Annotated in this window: 20 protein-coding genes; 6 read left to right on the top strand and 14 right to left on the bottom strand. The window is 68.9% G+C overall.

Annotation, left to right across the window (positions count from 1 at the left end; translation table 11 throughout):
• Positions 1-2: 2 nt before the first annotated feature.
• Genes ABZX22_RS31555 through ABZX22_RS31545 form a run of 3 tightly spaced genes read right to left on the bottom strand, consistent with a single transcriptional unit; the run spans position 3 to position 907 of the window.
• Positions 3-131 (bottom strand): hypothetical protein, encoded by a 129-nt coding sequence (locus ABZX22_RS31555; RefSeq protein WP_354915938.1) that lies wholly within the window; start codon positions 129-131, stop codon positions 3-5.
• A gap of 42 nt (positions 132-173) precedes the next feature.
• Complete coding sequence (locus ABZX22_RS31550) at positions 174-563, bottom strand: nuclear transport factor 2 family protein (protein WP_354915935.1); 390 nt, start codon at positions 561-563, stop codon at positions 174-176.
• Positions 560-907: an antibiotic biosynthesis monooxygenase gene (locus ABZX22_RS31545; protein ID WP_354915933.1), complete on the bottom strand. Its 348-nt coding sequence runs from the start codon at positions 905-907 to the stop codon at positions 560-562. The genes ABZX22_RS31550 and ABZX22_RS31545 overlap by 4 nt, the downstream gene beginning before the upstream one ends.
• Positions 908-1,099: 192 nt before the next feature.
• On the opposite strand from ABZX22_RS31545, the gene ABZX22_RS31540 reads away from it, so the two are divergent.
• Positions 1,100-1,579, top strand: coding sequence for a MarR family transcriptional regulator (locus ABZX22_RS31540; protein WP_354915930.1), 480 nt, complete (start codon positions 1,100-1,102; stop codon positions 1,577-1,579).
• Positions 1,580-1,946: 367 nt separating this feature from the next.
• Here ABZX22_RS31540 and ABZX22_RS31535 read toward each other — a convergent pair whose 3' ends face one another.
• On the bottom strand, positions 1,947-2,429 hold the full coding sequence (locus tag ABZX22_RS31535) for a GNAT family N-acetyltransferase (RefSeq protein WP_354915927.1): 483 nt from the start codon (positions 2,427-2,429) through the stop codon (positions 1,947-1,949).
• A gap of 113 nt (positions 2,430-2,542) precedes the next feature.
• On the opposite strand from ABZX22_RS31535, the gene ABZX22_RS31530 reads away from it, so the two are divergent.
• Positions 2,543-2,770, top strand: a complete 228-nt coding sequence (locus tag ABZX22_RS31530; RefSeq protein ID WP_354915924.1) for a hypothetical protein — start codon at positions 2,543-2,545, stop codon at positions 2,768-2,770.
• 41 nt (positions 2,771-2,811) lie between these two features.
• Positions 2,812-3,081 carry a hypothetical protein gene (locus ABZX22_RS31525; RefSeq protein WP_354915922.1) on the top strand — a complete coding sequence of 90 codons (270 nt, stop codon included), beginning with the start codon at positions 2,812-2,814 and terminating at the stop codon, positions 3,079-3,081.
• 70 nt (positions 3,082-3,151) lie between these two features.
• Here ABZX22_RS31525 and ABZX22_RS31520 read toward each other — a convergent pair whose 3' ends face one another.
• Positions 3,152-3,421 carry a YciI family protein gene (locus tag ABZX22_RS31520; RefSeq protein ID WP_354915919.1) on the bottom strand — a complete coding sequence of 90 codons (270 nt, stop codon included), beginning with the start codon at positions 3,419-3,421 and terminating at the stop codon, positions 3,152-3,154.
• Between the two features lie 60 nt (positions 3,422-3,481).
• Here ABZX22_RS31520 and ABZX22_RS31515 point away from each other — a divergent pair, with 60 nt between their 5' ends.
• A complete protein-coding gene (locus ABZX22_RS31515) occupies positions 3,482-4,147 on the top strand; it encodes a Crp/Fnr family transcriptional regulator (protein WP_354915917.1) in 666 nt (221 codons plus the stop codon).
• 320 nt (positions 4,148-4,467) lie between these two features.
• Here ABZX22_RS31515 and ABZX22_RS31510 read toward each other — a convergent pair whose 3' ends face one another.
• The 7 genes from ABZX22_RS31510 to ABZX22_RS31480 form a co-directional block, all read right to left on the bottom strand.
• Positions 4,468-5,412, bottom strand: a complete 945-nt coding sequence (locus ABZX22_RS31510) for a methyltransferase domain-containing protein (protein WP_354915914.1) — start codon at positions 5,410-5,412, stop codon at positions 4,468-4,470.
• Between the two features lie 53 nt (positions 5,413-5,465).
• The gene (locus ABZX22_RS31505; protein ID WP_354915911.1) at positions 5,466-6,572 is read right to left on the bottom strand and encodes a cytochrome P450; all 1,107 of its coding nucleotides are present in this window, start codon (positions 6,570-6,572) and stop codon (positions 5,466-5,468) included.
• Between the two features lie 98 nt (positions 6,573-6,670).
• The gene (locus ABZX22_RS31500; protein ID WP_354915908.1) at positions 6,671-7,471 is read right to left on the bottom strand and encodes an alpha/beta fold hydrolase; all 801 of its coding nucleotides are present in this window, start codon (positions 7,469-7,471) and stop codon (positions 6,671-6,673) included.
• Positions 7,468-12,003: an SDR family NAD(P)-dependent oxidoreductase gene (locus ABZX22_RS31495; protein WP_354915905.1), complete on the bottom strand. Its 4,536-nt coding sequence runs from the start codon at positions 12,001-12,003 to the stop codon at positions 7,468-7,470. The genes ABZX22_RS31500 and ABZX22_RS31495 overlap by 4 nt, the downstream gene beginning before the upstream one ends.
• Complete coding sequence (locus tag ABZX22_RS31490; RefSeq protein WP_354915902.1) at positions 12,000-13,883, bottom strand: non-ribosomal peptide synthetase; 1,884 nt, start codon at positions 13,881-13,883, stop codon at positions 12,000-12,002. Before ABZX22_RS31490 ends, ABZX22_RS31495 begins: the two co-directional genes overlap by 4 nt.
• Before the next feature lie 9 nt (positions 13,884-13,892).
• Positions 13,893-14,795: an NAD(P)-binding domain-containing protein gene (locus ABZX22_RS31485; protein WP_354915899.1), complete on the bottom strand. Its 903-nt coding sequence runs from the start codon at positions 14,793-14,795 to the stop codon at positions 13,893-13,895.
• A 1-nt stretch (position 14,796) separates the two neighbouring features.
• A complete protein-coding gene (locus ABZX22_RS31480) occupies positions 14,797-15,642 on the bottom strand; it encodes a class I SAM-dependent methyltransferase (protein WP_354915896.1) in 846 nt (281 codons plus the stop codon).
• Between the two features lie 686 nt (positions 15,643-16,328).
• Between ABZX22_RS31480 and ABZX22_RS31475 the strand changes: the two genes are divergently transcribed.
• The gene (locus ABZX22_RS31475; protein WP_354915893.1) at positions 16,329-17,522 is read left to right on the top strand and encodes a cytochrome P450; all 1,194 of its coding nucleotides are present in this window, start codon (positions 16,329-16,331) and stop codon (positions 17,520-17,522) included.
• A 117-nt stretch (positions 17,523-17,639) separates the two neighbouring features.
• Here ABZX22_RS31475 and ABZX22_RS31470 read toward each other — a convergent pair whose 3' ends face one another.
• Both ABZX22_RS31470 and ABZX22_RS31465 read right to left on the bottom strand, forming a co-directional pair.
• Positions 17,640-18,185, bottom strand: coding sequence for an EF-hand domain-containing protein (locus ABZX22_RS31470; RefSeq protein WP_354915891.1), 546 nt, complete (start codon positions 18,183-18,185; stop codon positions 17,640-17,642).
• A 273-nt stretch (positions 18,186-18,458) separates the two neighbouring features.
• On the bottom strand, positions 18,459-20,036 hold the full coding sequence (locus tag ABZX22_RS31465; protein WP_354915888.1) for a pentapeptide repeat-containing protein: 1,578 nt from the start codon (positions 20,034-20,036) through the stop codon (positions 18,459-18,461).
• A gap of 146 nt (positions 20,037-20,182) precedes the next feature.
• Between ABZX22_RS31465 and ABZX22_RS31460 the strand changes: the two genes are divergently transcribed.
• Positions 20,183-20,383 (top strand): hypothetical protein, encoded by a 201-nt coding sequence (locus tag ABZX22_RS31460; protein WP_354915885.1) that lies wholly within the window; start codon positions 20,183-20,185, stop codon positions 20,381-20,383.
• Positions 20,384-20,451 lie beyond the last annotated feature (68 nt).

The raw sequence follows: 20,451 nt of genomic DNA, 5'->3' as shown, positions 1-20,451 counted from the left end.
GGTCAGGCCGCCGCCTTCCGGAGGTTGCGGGCGGTCCTGCGCGCCTTGCCCAGGACCAGCCGCACGATCGCCTGGGCTGAGCGGTGATACACCTCTGGCAGCACCGAGGTGTGGATGTCGGAGGTCACCACGATGCTGCCATGCCCGAGCGCGGCCGAGACCGCATCCCGTTCTCAGCTGGGTAGCACGGCGAAGGGGTGATCGAAGACGTATTTCCAGCTGCCATCGGACTGGCGGCGGGCGACCTCGGCGGTTCCGGCGCGCAGCTCGACCGGGCCTGCGCTGGGATCGATTCCGCCGACGAGGTGGAAGTCGATGCCGCCCATGGCCAGATCGCCGTGCCGTACCCAATAGCGGGGCTTGAAGGTGATCATCCCGCCCAGGCCGAGGAGCCGGCGCAGCGACTCTTCGATGGCGGGCAGTCCGGTGATGGGAGCCTGGTCCGGCCCGGGCACCAGCACCGCGTCCGGCTCGTACAGCTCGAGCATCGAGGCGAGGTCACCGGCATTGAAGGCCTCGGCCCAGCGAATGTTGATCTCTTCTGGCTGCGACGCCGCGGTCATGATGGGCTCCCAAGCGATTGGATCGGTTGACGGGCATGGTGGTGCTGCGATTCGACGGCCCAGGTCGTTGCGCTCGGGGCGGCCGTGAGATGGTGCCGGATCCGGTCGACGAACGCCCGGGTGCCCGGCAGCTCGCGGTGGAGGGCGAGTGCCCGTGCGGAGGTGAAGGTCTCCAGCACCAGGAGGCGGGCATCGTCGGTGGGGTCGCACAACACTGCCGTACCGAGGCAGTCCGGCTCGCGAGCCCATTGCCGGCTGATCACCACTAGTTCGTCGAGCAGGGACGTTCTGGCCTCGGGCCGAGCGTGGAGTTCGACCAGGGCCACCGCCGGAGCGGCGTCCACTCGATCCCCCGCGGACGCGGACGTTGGGTCCGGCCCGGAATCGAAGGCGGATAGAGGGGGCATAACGGGCATGTCCTCCCGAGGAGGGACTCTGGACTCGTTGCATTGGGATCAATGCATTGACTTCAATGTAATGGCATCAATGTAATATGAGCAAGTCCTGGCTCACATGTACGGGAGGGGGCGGGAGGCGTGTCCAGCGAGCAGGCCGGATCGGCCGACCTCGGCGATCCGCCGTACCCGGTGAGCGCCGTCGACCTGGCCGATGAGTTCGGCCGCACCGCAAAACTGCTCGGCGGCCGGCTCACCAGCAGGCTGGCCGGCCACGATCTGTCGATGCCCCGGGCTCACCTGCTGGTAGCGCTGATCCGGTCCGGCCCGCAGCGGGTCACCCAGCTCGCCAACCAGATCGGCATCACCCAGGGCACCGCCTCCACGCTGGTCGACGCCCTCGTCCGCGAGGGACTCCTGGAGCGGTGCACCGACCCGCTCGATGGACGCGCCACCCGGCTGGCCGTCACGGACCTCGGACACGAACGGGCGCAGGCATGGCTGCATGACTACGAGCTTGCGGCCGATGAGATCTTCGGGACGCTGTCCGACCGGCAGCGTGCCGCTCTGCTCGCGGCCCTGCGCATACTCTCCGCCGCCAAGTCGCCCGCCGATGAATGACGCAGGACGGCAGTCTGATCAGTGCATTTCCAGGATGCGGTGATCATGTGGGATATCGAGCCCGGTTGGCTGAACACCGCCGGCCCCGGCCGTCGGCTGGACCCGCGATCGGCTCCGCGCTTGCCGATAATGCCATCCATGCAGGTCATCCAGCTGACACAGTTGCCACCGGTAGCCTGGCCGACCTTCGAGGTCAAGCCCGCCGAGGTCCGATGACGGGCATCAACTTGACGATCATCCACGACGGCTCGGACAACCCCGACAGCAACATACCGGAGGGCGTCTGCACGGCTAGGGTCATGATCCTCTCGGCGCCGTAGAGTTCCTGGCGGACGGCAAGCTCGTCGCCGACCAGTGACCGCGCAGGTCAGCCGCGCTTGCGCTCCCACAGTCGCTCGCCGTCGTCGAACCGATCGGTGGGCGTGAGCCCTGTCCGCACGGCGACGGCTGCGGAGGCGGCGTTGCCAGGGTGGACGTGCGCCACGATGCGGTCGACGCCCCTGGCGAAGAGCAGGGCGATCATCGTCTGGGTGGCTTCGGTAGCGTATCCCCTCCGTTGCCAGCCGACGCCGACCACACAGGCGATCTCGGCTCTGCGGCCCCGTTCAGTGATCGTCGCCTGTACATGGCCGACCGCCTGTCCGTCGGCTACCCTGCGGATGATCCAGTTGCGCCATTCCGCCTGCCCATCGGGAGAACGGCCGACGACCTGCCGCGTGTAGAGGGCGCGCAGGCCGTCCAGCGTGGGGGCCGAACCGCCGATGAAGGCGTAGAGATCGTCACCGCTCAGGACGTCCACCATCTCGTCGGCGTCGGCCACGGTCAGCGGGGTGAGCGAGACCCGGGTCATGCTCCCATTGTCCCTGGTACGCGCCTTGCCCTTACCCCTGGGGCTTCACGAAGATCCCCAACCTTGTAGCGCAGGATAGCGAGCGGTTCCCCAGGAGGCGCATACTGGAGGGGATGAAGCCAGCTAGCGGCGGTCCCCGTCGTCACCTGCCCACAAGTCCCTTCAAACCCGCGCCCCCCGCTCCGCCTGCCGAGCGGTTCAGCCTGAACGACCAAGTGACCCACGATCGGTATGGCCTTGGCGTCGTCGTCGGCGTCGAGGACGAGATCGCCGTGTTCGTCGATTTCGGATCACGGCGGGAACGAATCACCACGCCATTCAACAAGCTGTACAAGCTCTGAGACCCCCGCACCACGGGGAAACACACAGCGCGAGCACATCCATGCCAGCGCACGCCCACCTGGGCTCGCTGTTCCTCGACGAGCCCTTTCCCGCCGCCCGCTACGCCTCCGAGTTGCTCGACGATCCGGCCATGGAGCGCATCACACGCGCCTTCCCTGCCCTGCGCGCCTCGCCGCTCCTGCCTTTCGTGGCGGGCTGGGCGATCAGCGGCAGCCTGTACGGCGGGCTGACCGCGTCTCTGGAGCCGCTATGCCCAGGCGACAGCAAGGGCGCAGCGACCAGCGCGAACCCGAACCCTGTGATTCCCTGAGCGAAAGCCGCCACCATGACAACCACCGGCATTGCCAGAAGATCTGCGGATATCGCCAGATCAGTTCTTTTCAACCATGTTCAGGCTTCAGAATGGGACACCACACGCGCAGCGAGACGACGTCGACACCCGCCGTGGTGTAGTACGGGTCCTCGGCCATGATCCGATCCACCCGCGCACGGTCAACGGTGAAGACCAGCAGCGCTCCCGAGCCGTCCTCCCAAGGGCCGGCCAGAAGCAGAGCGCCCTGCTCGTGCAGCGCGCGCAACCGTTCCCGATGAGCGGGTCGCGCCGCCAGACGCGCGCGGTCATTGGTGAAGGACAGTTCTACGCAGATCATGGAGGGGAACGGTACGGACTCCTCGCCCGCGCGTCTGTATCGCGAGATACTCTCCCAGATGTGGACAAGGGGAAACTGGCGGCGGTGCCTCTGTTCTCAATGCTCAAGGATGCGCGCCTCGAGCGGCTCGCCGAACAGTGCCCGCCGCGGGAAGTCCCCGCGGGCGCCACTGTCGCGCGTTTCGGTGACCCGGCTCAGCATCTGGTCATTCTTGAGCGGGGGACCCTGTCTGCCACTTACGACACCGGGCACGGCTCGAGGGTTCGATTCGCGACGGTGACAGGGCCCTGCGTGATCGACAAAGCCGCGGTGCTGGACGGCGGAGCGCACACGGCCACCTGGACCGCCTCGGCCACCTGCCGGGTTCGCTTCCTGCCGGTAAGCCTCCTTCGAGGTCTCATCGACGAAGTGCCGACGCTACGCGACCACGTACTGCGCCACCTGTCAGGGCAGGTGAACCGTGACCGGCGGGCCCATGTCCGCCGGGCCGCGCCGCGGCCGGTCGTCCAGATCGCAGATTGGGTCGCCGAGTCCATGCGTGAACAAGGGAGCCGGATCACGCTGCCAGGGGCGCAACAAGGACTCGGCGAGGAGATCGGCCTGTCGCGAGTCACGGTCAACCGCGCCCTACGAGTTCTCGCCGAGGCGGGCGCCATCCGCATCGAGCCCGGTGTCATCGTGGTGCTGGATCCCAGACGACTCAGCGCCATGTCCCGTAGAAGCTGAACCTCCCGCTGCAGAATTCTGGTGCCGCACGGCAGCCCCGGCTATCGCAGTCCCGCCACCTCCGAGTCCTCCCTCTCAGCCTGACCGCCACACCGGTGGCGTGTTTGAGATGGATGATCAGCATCAGTCGCAGACGTAGCGGGGCTGTCGTGCCAGGACGCGCTGTCCGACTGGGTGGAGCGGCTCGTCCCCGCCGCTGACGGGGTCGGCCCCCCGCGGGGCCCGACGGGCCGCGATGTCGGCCTGGCCCTGGCCCACATCCATGACCAGGCCAAGCCGGCGGACAGCCCGCTCTCAGCCCTGCCACAGGTTCGAACGGCTCAGCCGGTCGACGGGGGAAGGACCGGCTTGAACGCCGTGAGGAGGATGCTTCCCATTCCGGACATCGCGGCGCAGTTGGCGATCGCGCTCTCGACGCGTTCCACGGCCTCGACTCCGTATTCGGCCGTCAGCTCGTCACGGTGGCGGTCGAATCTCTCAAGGATCCGGCCGTAGAAGGGTTCGGTGTGTTCGCTGATGTCTTCCGTGGACTCGATCTCGAGATCCGCCACGCGCAGGGCCCTCGTGTACGCCTCCTCGGGTTCTATGGACAGGACCTGGAACATGTCGAAGTACGCCGCCAACCGTGACCGCATCTCGTCGGTGAGGGGGGTACGCAGGTACGGGGTCTCGACCACCACCCGTCCGCCGGGCCGCAGCACCCGGGCGATCTCCGCGAACAGCGGTTCCGGCATGAAGTGTGGTGTCGTCTCCAGAATCAGCACCGCGTCGAACGAGGCTTCGGGGTACGGGGTGGCCAGGGCGTCGCACCGTTCGAAGGACACCGACGATTCCACGCCCCGTTCACGCGCCCAGGCCCTTCCACGTTCCAGGGCGTGCTCGTTGACGTCGATCGCCGTCACTCGCGCTCCGGTGGTCTCGGCTACCGCCACGGCGGGGCGCCCGTTCCCGCAGCCGACATCCAGCACGTGGTCGCCGGCGACGGCTTTCAGCCTTTCGATCACCACGCGGGTCAGCCGTTCGGTGGCCTCCTCGATCGAGGACCGGTCCTCCGGTCCCGACCAGTACCCGTAGTGCAGGTCGGGTCCGCCGACCTTCTCGGTCAGGGCGGCCAGGTACTCGTATGAGCCGGCGATGTCTTCGGTTTCGGGAAGCGATCCGCTCGACATTTCTCCTCCATCCGTTGAAAGGGGTCCGCTGCAGGCCGCCGGCACAACAGAGCGACAGGCGACCGTCGCCGCGCTGCCGCGCGGAGACCGGCGCACATGGGTTTCCGCTCGCCGTCCGGTTCGGATGGCCGCTGGTTTCAAGCGCGGTGCTACCACGCCACGGGAAGCGATTCGACGCTGTATGCCGCGTTCATCGGGGTGAACCGCAGTTCGTCGAACGGAACGGCCAGACGCAGGCCGGGGAAGCGGCGTAGCAGGCGGGAGATGCCGATCCGTATCTCCATCCTGGCCAGTTCCGCTCCTAGACAGTGGCGAGGGCCGTGTCCGAAGGCGAGATGGGGCGGCGGTTCGCGGCTGATGTCGAACCGGTCCAATCCGGGGCCCAGGTCCCTGTCGCGATTGGCTGACGGCAGGTGGCACAGGACGTACTCTCCGGCCCTGACCTTCTGGCCACCGACCGTGGTGTCCTCGGCGGCGGTGAACACCTTCCCGAAGGCCACCACCGACAGGTGGCGGAGCAACTCCTCGACGGCGTGGTCCGTGTCGGCGGAGCCGTCACGCAGCGCGGCGGCCTGGTCGGGGTGATACAGCAGCAGCAGGACGCCCAGAGCGATCGTCCCGGACGTCGTCGCGTATCCCGCGAGCAGCAACTGGGCGGCGATGCCGGCGACCTCGGAGTCGGACAGCTCCGCTCCGTGCGAGGTGATCAGTCTGCCGACGAGCCCGGGAACCGTACGACGGCGGCACTCCCCGACGAAGCCGCTCATGTACGTGTCCAGCTCACCGAACGCGACCGCCTGGTCCTGCGGGTCTGCGGTGAAGTCGAGCAACATGTCCACGTGCGACAGGAGCCCGGGCCGGTCCGATTCCGGGATCCCGAGGAGTTCGAAGAACAGCCGTGACGGGACAGCGAGCGCGAAGTCCGCGACCAGGTCGGCGGGAGGTCCCAGCCGGTCTATCGCGTCCAGGCAGTCGTCGACCACGGTCTCGACCCGCGGGAGGAACTCCCGCATCCGGCGCGCGCTGAACTCGGCGTTGAGCATCCGCCGGACGCGGCCGTGCTCGCGTGGACCGTACGTCGAGAAGAACCCCGGACGCGGTGGGGGGAAGCCTCCTTCCGGCATGGGTACGGGAATCGGGCCGTCGATCGCGGCTTCGGAGCTGAACCGAGCCTGGTCGGAGATCACCTGGAACACGTCGGTGTAGCGGGTGACCATCCAGGCGCTCGCTCCGGTGGACAGGGTGATGCGGGTCACCGGTTCCGAGGCCCGGAGACGGGCGAGTTCTTCGGCCGGGTCGAACGGGCAGGTGCTCGATCGGCGGACGAAGATCGGGACAGTCGAGCGGGGCGGGGTCACGGGCGTGGAACCTCTTTCACGAACGGGCCGACCTCAGGGGCTGCCGGAATCGAGCTGAGACGGTTACCGATGTCGGCGACGAGGTCCGCTTCCGCCTGCAGCAGGTAGAAGTGCCCTCCGGGGAAGGTGCGGAACTCGACGCCGGCATCCGTGACCTGGCTCCAGGCGCGCATGTCCTCCTGGCTCACCTGCTCGTCGTCCGCCCCCCGGTAGGCGACGATCGGCATGGTGAGCCGCGGCGAGCGCGTGGGCCGATAGGCGTGAAGGAGATCATGGTCCGCCCGTAGCGCGGGCATCACCACGCTCATCAGCTCGGGGGCGTACCGTAGCAGCGGGTCCGCGGAGCGCGCCTGCTCGGCGAGCTCGTCATCACTGAGCGGGACCTTCCAGGTGCCGTCTCCGTGCGCGGGTGGCGCGATGTGCGCGGACACCAGCAACGCATGCGGAGTGATGCCCTGCTGGGTGATGAGCCGGACGGCGACCTCGTAGGCGACCACGGCGCCCATGCTGTGCCCGAACAGGGCGAGAGGCCGGTCGGCCAGGGGCGCCAGTGCCTGGCAGATGTGGTCGACCAGGAGGTCCATGCGGGTGATCGGATGTTCGTTGAACCTGTCCTGCCGGCCTGGGTAGCACACGGCGACGAACTCGACGTCAGCGGGGATCCGGGCCTGCCAGCCCCGGTAGAAGGCCGGGGTTCCGCCGGCGTGGGGCAGGCAGACGAGTCGCAGCCGTGGCTCGGGGAGCGTCCGCTGCCGGCGGAGCCAGAGCCGGGAGACGCCCGGGATCGTTTCGGTCATGGGACGTCACTTCCTTCGAGATCCATCAGGAGCCGCCCTTCGCCTGGCGTGTCGTCGCCGGCCGCCGGGGCCTCGGCGAGCGTTCTGGCCAAGCCCTCGATCGTCGGGGCGCTGAAGAGCGCCTTCACCGAAAGCCGCGCCCCGAACCGTTCCCTGCAGCGCTGGACGACTTGGAGTGCGCTGAGCGAATGTCCGCCCAGGCTGAAGAAGTCGTCATGTCTGCCGATGGCGCCGGCACCGAGCACTTCCTGCCACACCGTCAGGAGTTCGAGCTCGTGGGGATTCCAGTCACCGGTGTCGCCGGACCGGCCGGACGTGTCGGCCGCGGGTACGGCGGGAGCGGACCAGCGCGCAGGCCGGGGCTCGGTGACGGACTCCGGGCTGGGGACGTGGGCGGCTCCGGGAGGGCTGGAGGACACGATGACCTGTCCCAGGCCGACGGCCGCCAGGCACCTTTCGAAGGCCGCGATCCCTTCGTCGGGGCTCAGCCCGCCGGTCAGCGACTCGCCGGTGAGGGCGTGATGGTGGCGTTCCACGTCGCGGGCCATCCCGACGCCGTTCCAGCGGTCCCAGTTGACCGACAGGATCGGTGTTCCGTCGCGGCGCGCGTGCAGGGCGAAGGTGTCCTGGAAGGCGTTGGCCGCGCCGTAGCAGGACAGGCCGGGAGCGCCGGAGAAGGACGCGAGCGAGGAGCACAACAGGATGAATTCGGGGCGCGCGCCTGTCTCGGCGAGGGCGGAGACCAGGGTGGCGGTTCCCACGGTCTTCGCCCGCAGTGCGGCGTCGATGCTCTCCCGGTCCAGGAACTGCGCCATGCCGCCGCCTGGCACTCCGGCGGCGTGGATCACGCCGTGGATCGTGCCGAACCTCACCTGGACTTCGCGCAGGATCTCGCCGAGGGCCGCCGGGTCGGCGACGTCCGCGTGGCGGAGCAGGATGTCGTTCTCACGCCCCGCGAGCAGTGCTCGCACATCCACACCGGACTCGCCTGCGGGAGACGCGTCACGCGTGCCCCGCCCGATGAGGGCGAGCCGCGCCGAATGGCGGCGTGCCAGATGTTCGGCCAGCCGCAGGCCGATCCCGCTCGTCCCGCCGGTGATCACGTAGGTTCCGCCGGGGCGGAACGAGGGACCCGCTCCTGGCGGTGTCTCCAGCGCCTCGAATCCGCGCAGCCATCGGTGGCCTGCCCGCAGACCGACGGGGTCCTGCCGCGGAGGGCGGGAGAACTCGCCGAGGATCTGCCTGGCCCGTCGCCTGTGGTCTGCGCTGTCGTCCACCTCCACGTCCACGAGCCGGACGGGCACGTCGGTCAGTTCGCAGCGGAGCGGTCCGGCGGCTCCGATCGTGAGAGCTGCCCGAGGATCGAGCAGCTCGCCTCCGGAGATCTCCAGGGCTCCTGTCGTGACCAGGCAGAGATCCGTCTTCCCGAGTCGGCCGCCCAGCGCATGGGCCAGGCCGACGATCTCGCTCAGTGGCCCGCCCACGTCCGCGGGGAGCGTCGCCCCCCACAGGCTGATGATCCGCAGCGGTCTATCCGGTCCCTGTTCGGTCGCTTGCAGCAGCCGTTCGTAGTGCTCAGGACGCTGAGGGTCGATCTCGTAGTGTTCGGAGTGCCGCGGGATGGTCGTGGCCCGGGGCGAGGACCCGCACCGGAACTCTCGTCCCGGGGTGACGACGGTGACGGACGCTCTCCGTTCCTCCAGCTCGGCGGTGATCGCCTCGGCGAGGGGCGAGACATCGGAGAACAGGATCCATCCCGTCTCGTCCGGGGCCGGCCCGGGATCCGCCGGATCCGTTTCCACGGCGCGTTTCCAGGTGACCCCGTAGAGCCCTTCAGACGAGCGCAGAGCGGGCGCGGGTTCCGGGGCGTGTGCCGGTTCGGGCAGGTGCAGGGTGGACGCGAATGGATAGGGCACCGCGGGGTGCCTTCGGCGCGGCTGCGGCCAGAGCGCGGGCAGGTCGACGTCGACTCCGGCCTCCCACAACCGGGCCAGCGCGCGCAGCAGGACCTCTCTGTCGGGGCGCTCGTCCAGCGGATGGCGGGTGGTGTTGATGACGACGGAGTCCCGACCAGCCCGTGTTCCGGCCAGCGTGGTCAGCGTGGTGCCGGGCCCCACCTCGATGAGGACCTTCGGACCCCGTGCCAGGACGTGATCGAGCCCCGCGTCGAACCGGACCGTCCGGCGCAGGTGGGAGACCCAGTACTCGGGGTCACTGAGATCGGCCTCGTCATCCCCTGTCACGTTGGAGACCACGGGCACCGACGGGGCGTGCAGTTCGATGCCGTTCAGGAAGTCGCGGAACTCGTCGAGGACGGGATCGACCAGGTGGGAGTGGGCGGCGGTGCTGAGCGGGAGCAGGCGCCAGGCGATCCCCTGCCGGTCCAGCGACCGGCCGACATCGGCGATCCGAGCGGACCGGCCGGCCAGCACGCACGCTCCCGGCCCGTTGACCGCCGACAGGCAGACCTCTTTGCCGAGGAACGGCTCGACCTGCCGTACCGGGGCCGAGACCGCGAGCATCGCACCGTCGTGCAGCCGGGACAGGAGCTCACCGCGTTTGGCCACGATCGCGAGGGCGTCGCGCAGCGACAGCGCGCCGGCGACGCAGGCCGCGGTGTACTCCCCGAGGCTGTGCCCGATCAGCAGGGCGGGTCTGACCCCGAAGGATCCGATGAGCCGGGTCAGCGCGATCTCCATGATGAACACGGCCGGTAGCGCCAGTGAAGGGTCGGTCTCCTCGGCCGCGCTCCTCGCGTCCGGCGCGGCCCACAGGGCGTGCAGCCGCTCGGCGGTGGGACGGTCGGGCAGCAGGCCCAGGCACTCGTCCACGGCCATGCGGAAGACCGGTTCGTCGCGGTAGAGCTCCCGCCCCATCGAGGGATACTGCGTCCCCCCTCCAGGGAACATGAACACCACGTCGTCTCGGGTCGCCCAGGCGCGTGAGAACCGCCCTGCGGTCGCCCACTCCCGCGGGGCCGCCACGGCGGCGGATGGGTCGCGAAAGACTCCCGCGTACCGGTGGGGAAAGTGGCGGCGTCCGGCTGCCAGGGTGTAGGCGAGATCGGCGAACTCGGTGTCGGAGGCGTCCTGGAGCGCGTCGGCGCAGGATCGGGTCAGCTCGGCCAAGGCCGCGTCGTCACGCGCCGACAGGGCCACGAGCTGCCACGGCTCGGCGGGTGGCCGGGCCGGGAGGGCCGGTGGCTGTTCGAGGATCGCGTGGGCATTGGTGCCTCCGATGCCGAAGGCGCTGACGGCCGCCCTGCGCGGGGCGCCGGTCTCCGGCCAGTTCGCCGCCTCGACCGCGGGGCGAAACGGGCTCGTCTCGAAGTCGATCTCGGGGTTGGGGCGCAGGGGCGTGACGGGGCTCGGTGGGATCCGGCCGTGGTACAGCATCAACGCGACCTTGATGAAACCCGCCACCCCGGCCGCCGCATCGGTATGCCCGATGTTGGACTTCACCGAACCCACCCGGCAGTACCCCCGGCCTACCGCGGCGGCGGCCCGGTACGCCCGGGTCAGCGCGGCGACCTCCACGGCGTCTCCGATCGCGGTGGCCGTCCCGTGGGCCTCGACATAGGAGACGGTGTCCGGGCGGACCGCGGCGACCGCGAGCGCCGTCTCCACCACCGCCTGCTGGCCGCGCACGCCCGGCGCCGCATAGCTGAGCTTGTCCGAGCCGTCATTGTTGACGGCGCTCCCCTTGACCACGGCGTAGATGCGGTCCCCGTCGGCGAGCGCGTCGTCGAGCCTGCGCAGGACCACGATGCCGAGGCCGTCGGCGGGGACGAAGCCCGAGGCGTCACGGTCGAAGGAGCGGACCTGGCCGTCGGCGGACCAGACGCCGCCTTCCTGATGAAGGTAGCCCTGACGGCGCAGAGGGGTCCAGGAGACCCCACCGGCCAGAGCCATGTCGCAGTCATGGGTGATGAGCGCCCGGCAGGCCAGATGGATCGCGACCAGGGACGTGGAGCAGGCGGTCTGCACAGCGATGCTCGGCCCGGTCAGGCCCAGCTTGTAGGAAACCCGGGTGGGCAGGAAGTCCTTGTCGTCGGCCGCCATGAGCAGGTCCGCGGACGTACCGAGGAAGGTCTGGTGGTTCCTCGCGCGGTGGGTGCCGAGTGTCTGGCCCGCGTAGACTCCGACGGTGCCGGCGAACCGCTCGGGTGTGTGACCGGCGTCCTCCATGGCATGCCACGCCTCTTCGAGGAACATGCGCTGCTGTGGGTCGATGAGGGCTGCCTCGCGCGCCGGATAGCCGAAGAAGACCGCGTCGAAGCGTTCGGCGTCCCACAGCACTCCGGCCGCGGGGACGAGGGCGGGATCGGCGATCCGCTCCCGACCCGCGCCGCCTGCCGCGAGCTCCTCGCGGGTGAGCTCGCGGATCCCCCGGTCACCGTCGCGGATGAGCCGCCAGTACTCGGCGGGGCCGCGGGCGCCGGGGTACCTGCAGGCGATGCCGACAACGGCGATGTCGGTGCCCGCGGGATCACGCTCCGCCGTCTCCGGCCCACGGGTGCTCGTCGGGCTCACCTCGTCTGCTCCTTTCCGAGACGCTCCCCGAGCCGGCGCCCGCCGTCGTGCAGTCTCCTCCTGCTCCCGGCGGGCCTCTCGGCCCTGCTTTCACCGTGTCCGTCGTGCTCGTCGTGCTCGTCGAGCAACGCCGCCAGCAGCCGCACGTTGTGAGTCGCCATGAGGTCGGCGATCGCCACCAGCACCCCCCAGCGCTTCTTGATGTCGGCCTGGAGCTTGACGAGATCGGCCGAGGTGCCCCCGAGATCGAAGAAGTTCTCCTCGACAGCGACGTCGTCCAGGTGCAGGAGCCGTCCCACAACCTCGGCCAGCTCCCTTTCGCGCACCGACGCGGGGACCGTGTCCCCGCCCGCTGTCCGTGGCCGGACCTCCGGGCGGGGCAGCGCACCGCGGTCGACCTTGCCGTGGGACGTCAACGGAAGCCGGTCCATCGTGACGAAGACCGACGGGATCATGTACGCCGGAAGGAGATCGGCCAGGAAGTCCCGATACTCTCCCGAGGAGAGCGGCAGCCCTGCCGTGAGCTGCACATGGGCGGTGAGCCTGACGGCTTCGGCCTCCCCGGTCGCGGTCACCACAGCCCCGGTGACGCGAGGATGGCACATCAGCGCCGCTTCGACCTCGCCCGGCTCGATGCGGTACCCCCGGATGTTGAGTTGCCCGTCGATCCGCCCCATGAAGTCGATGACGCCTCCGGGCAGCCGCCGGGCCAGGTCACCTGTCCGGTACAGACGTGCCCCGGCGCGACCGGAGAACGGGTCGGGAACGAACTTCTCCCGGGTCAGGTCCGGCCGGTTCGCGTATCCCCGCGCCACCCCGCGTCCTGCGACGCACAACTCACCGGTCTCACCGTCCGGTACGGGGTCACCCGCCGGGCCGAGGATGTGGATCTCGACTCCCCTCATCGGATGGCCGATGGAGGGCTTGCCCTCTCCCGGCAGGCAGCGTCCCGCCGTCGCGGACACGGTCGCCTCCGTCGGGCCGTAGGCGTTGAACACCCGCAACCGCCTCCCCCACCGCTCCACCAGGAACTCCGGCAGTGGTTCGCCGCCCGACGTCATGGTGGTGACCGGTATCGACTCATCGTCCGGCAAGGTCGCCAGGAGCGACGGCGCGCCGGACAGGTGGGTGACGCCGAACTCGCGCAGGACCCGGCTCAGCTCCGGGCCGCACAGCGGTGACCTTGCCGAGGGGACGCACAAGGTTCCCCCGTTGAGCAGGCTCATGGAGAACTCCCACACCCAGGCGTCGAACGTGAACGGCGCGAACTGCAGGACCCTGGCCCCCTCCAGGTCGCCGAACAGGTCCCGCAGCCCCTCAGCCAGGTTGGTCACGCCACCGTGCTCCACCATCACCCCCTTCGGGGCGCCCGTCGATCCCGAGGTGTAGAGGAGGTAGGCGAGGTCTTCCCCATCAGGTACGGCGGCGCCGCCGTCCGGATCCTTACGCCCGGCGGCGCCTGTTCCCGCACGGCGGGGTGCGTCCGGTCGTACGGTTCGCACACCGCGCCCGGGCAGGACGCTGTGCGGGTCGAGCTCGGAGACGACAAGCCGGGCACCCGTGTCGGCCAGCACCAGTTCGGTGCGCCTGGACAGGTGTGCGGGAGGCAGGGGCACATAGGCGGCACCGGCCTTCCAGACAGCCAGTACCACGACGGGCAGCAGGTAGGAGTGCTCCGTGAGGACGCCCACCACGTCACCCGCGCCCGCCCCCGCTGCGACGAGTTCCTCGGACAGGATGGTGGCGCGCTCCTCCAGCTCCGCGTAGGTCATCCGGCCGCCCCGGTGGACGAGGGCGTCACGGTCGGGCACGGTCCGCGCCCATGTCGCGAAGAGATGGTGCGCGCCGACCTTCTCACCGCTCGGATCGATACCGCGCATGTTTCCGCCTCACCCGCCGCCGACGGGCACTCGGCCGGCCGACGATTCGCGGCGGTCGCGGAACCACGTGGTGAGCACCGCGATGTGCTCGCGCCGGTAGCCCCGGTCCATCGCTTCGCGCACGCGCTCGCGCATCACGCCGAGATAGGAGCGGTCGATCCCGGCCTGCTCCGCGATGCGGGTCAGGTTGTCGAGAACGTCCAGGTGGGAGGTGAGCGGAGCCTGTTCGTAGGTGTAGTCCCCGCGATCGATGAGGTCGAGGCCGACCTCGATCGTGTTCTGGAAACCGGGGTCGTAGAGCGGCACGGATTCGGCGAAATCCGCCAGCGGGACGCCCATGGCCTCCGCGATGGCCGAGCATTCGAGGAAGCCGTTGATGAACGCGTAGTAGAAGGCGCTGGAGACGACGTGGTACGCCTTCACGTAAGCGGGATCGGCGCCGAGATAGGCCTGCCTGCCGCCCAGCGCGGACGTCACGCTCTTCAACCGCTCGAAGTCCTCGACGGCCCCGCCGTAGACCGTGAAGCAATCCTCGGTCCCGATGGCGTCGGGGTAGTTGAGGATCGCGGCCTCCATGTACGCCCCTCCCCCGGCCTCCACCCGCCCGCGCAGCGGGGTGACGTTCTCGGGGGTGCCGCTGGCGTTCTGGACGACGAGCCTGCCGGAGAAGTTCGGAGCCGCCTCGTCGATGACCTGATGGGTGATGTCGTAGTTGAGCAGGCACATCAGCACGATCGGTGAGGCCGCGACAGCGTCGGCCGCCGTCGCGTGGGAGTGGATCCCCTCCTCGACGAGCACGTCCGACCGCTCGCGCGTACGGTTCCAGACCGAGACCTCCAGTCCGGAACGCGCACAGGCCCGCGCGACCGCCGAACCGATCACTCCGGTCCCGATGACCGTGACGTCCGTCATATCAGAGCTCCATCCTGGTGAAAGTCATGATCACGCCGCCGATCTCGGTGGCGTCCGCCCACGCGGAGAAGGTGTCCAGCAGCCGGTCAGCCTCGGCCGTACCGCCGACAGCCTCCAGGTCGGTCCTGTGTTCCCGGAGCCCTCGCACCAGGCGGGGGAAGGAGTGGCGGACGTTGTCGGTGATGTCGACGAGCTCCACGGCGGCCATTCCGGCCGCGCGCGCCGCCGAGAGGTGCTGCTCGGGCGAGTCGAGCGATACCGCGTTCAGCATGGTCAGATAGGGGCCGATCCGCCGCCAGGTCTCCTCGGTCATCGGCGTGCGAACGTACGGGGTCTCGACCACCAGGCGGCCTCCGGGGCGCAGGACCCGGGAGATGCGCTGGTAGAGCGGGGCGATCTCGAAATGCGGGGTGCTCTCGAACGCCAGCACCGCGTCGAACGAAGCGGGAGGGAACGGAAGGTCCGACGCGTCGATCCGCCGGAACTCCACCAGAGCGTCCACCTGCCGCGATCGAGCGTGCTCGGCACCGTTGCGCAGTGCCTGCCGGTCGACGTCGATCGCGGTGACCCGCGCCCCCGAAGTCTGTGCGATCCGTACCGCCGGGCGGCCGTTTCCGCAGCCCACGTCCAGCACATGAGACCCGGGCCCCACATGCAGCTTGGACGCCACGAGGTCGGTCAGCCGCTCGGTGGCCTCCTCGATCGAGGCTCCGTCGTGCGATCCGGCCCAGAAACCGTAATGGCGATCAGGTCCGGCGGCCGCGTCCACCAAGGCCGCGATTCCGTTGTACGCCGCCTCGGTCTCCGAGCGTGCGCGCGAAATCAACCGGTCACTTTCCATGCTCATGCGAGATGCTTCTCATATCCGTTCAGGGCTTGACATGACAGCCTTTTCCGAGAACAACGATGTGAATCATCGCCCATCGACTGATCCGGCCCGGGCGGCGACACTCCGTCACGCAGGTGAAGTTTTGACAGCGTATTGCATCGGGTCGGCGCGCCCAGGGAGCCACTTTCACCGGAAATTGATTCCGTGACCGTAGGTCCATGAAAAACGGCAGTCACCCAAGAATGGCGACGAACCCATGGGCCGGAGTGGCGAACCCGGTGCTCACGGTGGAACAGCCGGTGCCATCGCCCCTGGTATCTCCCACTCCGCGCACGTCGTCAAACCCAAGGAGAGGAAGATCCATCGCCGACGCGGCATCGGACGCCGACCATCGATACGGGTCCGCCGGTGGCGGGCTCCAGGAAACGATCACGCAGGCCGGGACCCGATACCGTCAAGCTAATATCCGCGGCGGTACAGGAAACGGATGGAAAACTTGCTCGATCCGGGCCGGAGTGCGTAACCGATAATCAATTATCCCGCCGACGTGCAACGAAAGGCGCAGGCAGTCGGTCACAGATCCTCAGAAGGGTATAGCCCGTTCGGGAGTCCCGAGCCGACGCTCCGGAAGCGATGAGCGGCCGACGGGCCGGGATACCGCCCCTCGCGTGTCGCCGACGAACGATTCCAAGACCGGAGAGAATATGGACACTGTTTCTGAACCTGCCGACTATCCTTTCGGGGAACCCGTCCGCCTCGACGTCCATCCGGAATACGCGCGGTGCCGCAAACGGCCGGGGCTGGTCAAGATCCGCCCGCCCTACGGCGACGACGCCTGGCTGGTGACCCGCTTCCATGACATCCGCTTCGTGCTGCGCGACCGACGTTTCGTCCGAACGCCCCCTCCCGGGGGCGACGAGGCCCGCCTGACCGTCCTCCCCCTCCAGGACAGCATCCTCAACACCGACCCGCCCCAGCAGACCCGACTGCGTAAAGCCGTGGCCGGCGGACTGGGGTTCAACACCGAGCGCGTCCATGCACTCCAGGCGCTGGCGGAGCGACACTCCCGAAGATTCATGACCGTGCTTCTGGCCGAGTCGCCTCCGCTCGACCTGGTCGACGCCTACATCAAGCCGCTGGTCGTGGAGATCCTGTGTCCCGTCATCGGCATCCCCCAGCAGGACCTGTCGATCTTCCTGAACTGGTTCGAGGGGTTCGCGAGCACCGCGCTCCCCGCCGACGTCGTGGCGGCCAGGGTCGAAGAGATCTCCGACTACACCGACCGTCTCATCGCCGAGCGGCGGAACCGCCCTCGCAACGATCTGGTCAGCGCTCTCACCGGCGCCGCCTATCGGGAGAAACAACTCACCGAGCCGGAGATCAAGGAACTGGTCAACGACATCCTCCTGGCGATCGACAACGTCACGACGCAACTGACGAACGCCGCCTACCTGCTGATCACCTCGCCGGTTCACCTGCGGGAACTGCAGGCCGATCCGGGACTGATCCCTCAGGCGGTCGAGGAACTCCTGCGCTACGCGCCGTTCCCCTCCCACGCCACCTTCTCCCGTTACGCCACGGAGGACATCGAGGTGGGAGGAACCCTGGTACGGGCAGGAGAGCAGGTCCTGCCCGCCCTTCCCGCGGGGAATCACGATCCGTCCGCGTTCCCCGATCCCGGAGAGATCGACTTCCACCGCACGACCAACCCGCATCTGTCCTTCGGGCACGGTACGCATCACTGCATGGGTCCCCCCCTGGTGCGCATGCTGATGAGGGTCATGGCCTCCTCCCTCACGCAGCATCCGTCCATGCGCCTCGCCGTACCGGAGGAACTGCTGGCGTGGCGGTCGGATCTCCTGATCCGGCGCCTGGAGTCCTTGCCTGTCACCTGGTGATCAATTCACAGGGCCAAAAATAGGCCTGGACTTGTTCGGCGAAAATAGGAAGAAGTGAAACATGAAATCGGCGGCCACGTCGTTCCGTGGCCGCCGATTCCGACTATCTAGCAGATGTCACACCGCGCCGAAAGTCTTGCTGGTGCGCGCTCCGAGGTTTTCGCTGCCGACGAAGAAGTCACGGCAGGCCCGGAAGTATTCTTCGGGGCTGATGCGACCGTCACCGTCGGTGTCGATGCTCTGCGAACCGACCTGGGCGTCATTCTCGGACAGCCCCATGGCGGCCAGCAGCGCCCCGTACTCGGACCGGGACAGGTAGCCGTCGTCGTCGACGTCGGCCACCTCGAACTCGGCGTCGGTGATGGGGCGCAGCAACTCGTCGGCGTTCTCCCTCTTGGCGTTGCTCTCCATGTAGGAGCGGAACTCCTCCCTGGAGATGGAGTGGTTCCTGTCCGTGTCCATGGCCTCAACCATGATCGTCCAGCACCGGTCGTACGCCTCGGCGATCCGCCTTCCCTTGACGGACGTCTTGTCCAGGTTGAAGCGCTTCAGCATCCTCTCCCCGAGGGCCTGGAGATCGCTGCGCTCGATCCTGTTATCGCCGTTGACGTCAACCAGGTTGAACCAGTGGTCTGACTTGCGGGCAACAGCGCCGACAGCCATTTATACCTCCCATTGAGATTGCGATCGGACCGAATAAGCCCGTTGATTGTCATGCCCGCACCGGTCGCCGCAAAAAACAAAGAGGACGGCTGTTCATCGCAAACCGTCGGCGAAGCGGAATCCGGCCGGCGACGTACCCGCGGCCGCCATTCCGGAGGCCCGGTAGGTTCGCCGGGCCCTTCTGCCTTGCGTGAAGGCAGGGTCATCGGGATGCCGCCGGTCCGATGGTCGACGAGCTGGTAGACGTACGCGCCGGGAGCCGTGCGCGTTCCGTCATCTGCCGGTGATCCGCTTCAGCGCCTTGCGTCCCCGGGTCAGCGTGTCGCGCGCCTGGTTGAGGTCTCCGATCACGGTCGCCTTGTCCACCTGCTCCCTGGCCTGCTCGTAGGCGTCCAGGACGCGGTGCCAGTCCGTGGCGCTCGCCTCCCGCGCGCGGTCGTCTGCGGCGTCGATCTCCTCGCCGAAGCGCGTCACCTCCTCGGCCAGCTCGGCCCTGACCTCAGCCAGCCGGGCGGCGGTACGGACCCCATGCTCACGGCGAGCCCGGCGGCGCTTGACCGAGCCTCTCGCGACGCCGTAGGCGATCAGGAGCAGCAGTCCGGCGAGGATCCCCCAGAAGATCTTCCAGCCGAGCGCGAGGGTGGCGTGCGAGCCGGACAGGTCGGCGCCGGTGTCGCCGTAACCGAGGTCGAGGTCGGTGACGTCGGCCCCGGCGAAGCGGGCTCCGGCGAGCATCGCGCTCTGGAAGTCCGCGCGGATCAGCGTGGCGCCGCGGAAGTCGGCTTTGCGCGCGTCCGCGCTGGTGAAGCGGGCATCGGTGAGGTCGGCGTCGACCAGCCGGGCGCCCTCCAGCTTGCCGCTGGTGAACTGGACGCCGCTGAGCTGGGCTCCGGTGAGGTCGGCGCCGGTCAGGTAGCGCAGCGCGGCGCCGTCGGCCGAGACGCGCCGCAGGACCGCCTTGCGCAGCTTGACCGAGGACAGGTCGACGCCGTCCAGCCGGGCGCCGGTAAGGTTGGCGCAGCTCAGGTCGTCAGGGAATTCGGTGACCTGCGTGAAATCCTGCCCGGAGAAGTCGGGGCCGCTGCCCGGCGCGCAGTCCTCGGCCGGTTCCGGCAGGTCGGCGGGCATGCCCTTGCTCCCAGCCAGGTTGATCCCACGCGAGCGACGCAGGTCCACCCGGCTGATCTTGGCCCCGGTGAAGGTGGCTCCGGTCAGGTCGGAGCCGTCCAGCCGGGAATGGGTCAGCACAGCACCGTCGAAGACCGTCCCGGTCATCGTGGAGGTGTAGAGCATGACCTCGCTCAGGTCGGCGCCGCGCATGACCGTGCCGATGAGCAGGCTGTCGTACATGATGGCCCGGCTCAGCTTGGCCTTGCTGAAGTCCGCCTTCCTGGCGTCCATGCCGTAGAGCGTGGCCGAGACCAGGCTCGCCCCGTTCAGGCGGGCGCCGTCGAGCTGGGCGGAGTGGAGGGTGGCCCGGTCCATCTCAGCCTCGCGGAAGTCGGCGCCCTCCAGGCGCGCGCCGTACAGCTTGGCATCCTGCAACCGCGCCTTGGTGAAGAGCGCGGAGCGGGCGTCGGCGCCGGACAGGTCCGCCTCGGTGAGGTCGGCGCCGCGCAGGTCGGCCCGGTAGAGGTCGTACGGCAGGCGCACGCCGGCCAGCTTCGCGCCGCGTAGGTTCGCGCAGCTCAGATCCTGCGGGAGGGTGGCGCGGCTGAGGTCGCGCCCCGACAGGTCGGGGCCGCTGCCGCGCGAGCAGGTGCCGGCATGGGCGGTGCCGGTCAGCGGGCCGGCGCACAGCAGGCCGGTGAGGGCCAGGGATAACAGGGCGAGCGAGGCGGTCAGGCGCATGGCGGCAGCGTAGAGTCGCCGACTTGCAGTGCGGTTGATCCGGCTCCGACGCGCGGGAGAAGCCGGCCACCGCCCCCTGGTGCCGCTTCAGAGCTGGCGCGCCCGCTTCTTAATCAGTTAAGGTCTTAATGGATTAAGGAGGGAACATGGATGCCATGCAGGTGCTCGCACACCAGACCGCGATGGGGTTCTCCGACGGGCTGCGCTGCGCCCAGCCCGGAGCTCCGCGGCGACCGGGCGGCGACGTGGAGCGCGTCAGGATCCGCGTGGCCCGCGCTCTGCGCCGCGCCGCCGACCAGCTCGACCCCGACCCCACTCTCGGGCCCGCCTGCCCCTGCGCCGGCTAGATGACCGAACAGAAGACGCGACGCGCCTACTCGAGCGCCTGCGCCAGGAGCACGCGCTGGAGGAGGGG

Origin of the sequence: Nonomuraea sp. NPDC003804, from assembly GCF_040610675.1 — a bacterium.
In the GTDB taxonomy this organism is placed as follows: Bacteria; Actinomycetota; Actinomycetes; order Streptosporangiales; family Streptosporangiaceae; genus Nonomuraea.
This window is presented reverse-complemented; position numbering and strand designations above follow the sequence as displayed.

Bases quoted from the DNA above. Each gene is read 5' to 3' on its own strand.
- ABZX22_RS31530 (WP_354915924.1), top strand. From the start codon at position 2,543: ATGAAGCCAGCTAGCGGCGGTCCCCGTCGTCACCTGCCCACAAGTCCC.
- ABZX22_RS31550 (WP_354915935.1), bottom strand. From the start codon at position 563: ATGACCGCGGCGTCGCAGCCAGAAGAGATCAACATTCGCTGGGCCGAG.
- ABZX22_RS31520 (WP_354915919.1), bottom strand. From the start codon at position 3,421: ATGATCTGCGTAGAACTGTCCTTCACCAATGACCGCGCGCGTCTGGCG.
- ABZX22_RS31460 (WP_354915885.1), top strand. From the start codon at position 20,183: ATGGATGCCATGCAGGTGCTCGCACACCAGACCGCGATGGGGTTCTCC.
- ABZX22_RS31535 (WP_354915927.1), bottom strand. From the start codon at position 2,429: ATGACCCGGGTCTCGCTCACCCCGCTGACCGTGGCCGACGCCGACGAG.
- ABZX22_RS31470 (WP_354915891.1), bottom strand. From the start codon at position 18,185: ATGGCTGTCGGCGCTGTTGCCCGCAAGTCAGACCACTGGTTCAACCTG.
- ABZX22_RS31490 (WP_354915902.1), bottom strand. From the start codon at position 13,883: ATGCGCGGTATCGATCCGAGCGGTGAGAAGGTCGGCGCGCACCATCTC.
- ABZX22_RS31465 (WP_354915888.1), bottom strand. From the start codon at position 20,036: ATGCGCCTGACCGCCTCGCTCGCCCTGTTATCCCTGGCCCTCACCGGC.
- ABZX22_RS31475 (WP_354915893.1), top strand. From the start codon at position 16,329: ATGGACACTGTTTCTGAACCTGCCGACTATCCTTTCGGGGAACCCGTC.
- ABZX22_RS31480 (WP_354915896.1), bottom strand. From the start codon at position 15,642: ATGAGCATGGAAAGTGACCGGTTGATTTCGCGCGCACGCTCGGAGACC.
- ABZX22_RS31485 (WP_354915899.1), bottom strand. From the start codon at position 14,795: ATGACGGACGTCACGGTCATCGGGACCGGAGTGATCGGTTCGGCGGTC.
- ABZX22_RS31525 (WP_354915922.1), top strand. From the start codon at position 2,812: ATGCCAGCGCACGCCCACCTGGGCTCGCTGTTCCTCGACGAGCCCTTT.
- ABZX22_RS31500 (WP_354915908.1), bottom strand. From the start codon at position 7,471: ATGACCGAAACGATCCCGGGCGTCTCCCGGCTCTGGCTCCGCCGGCAG.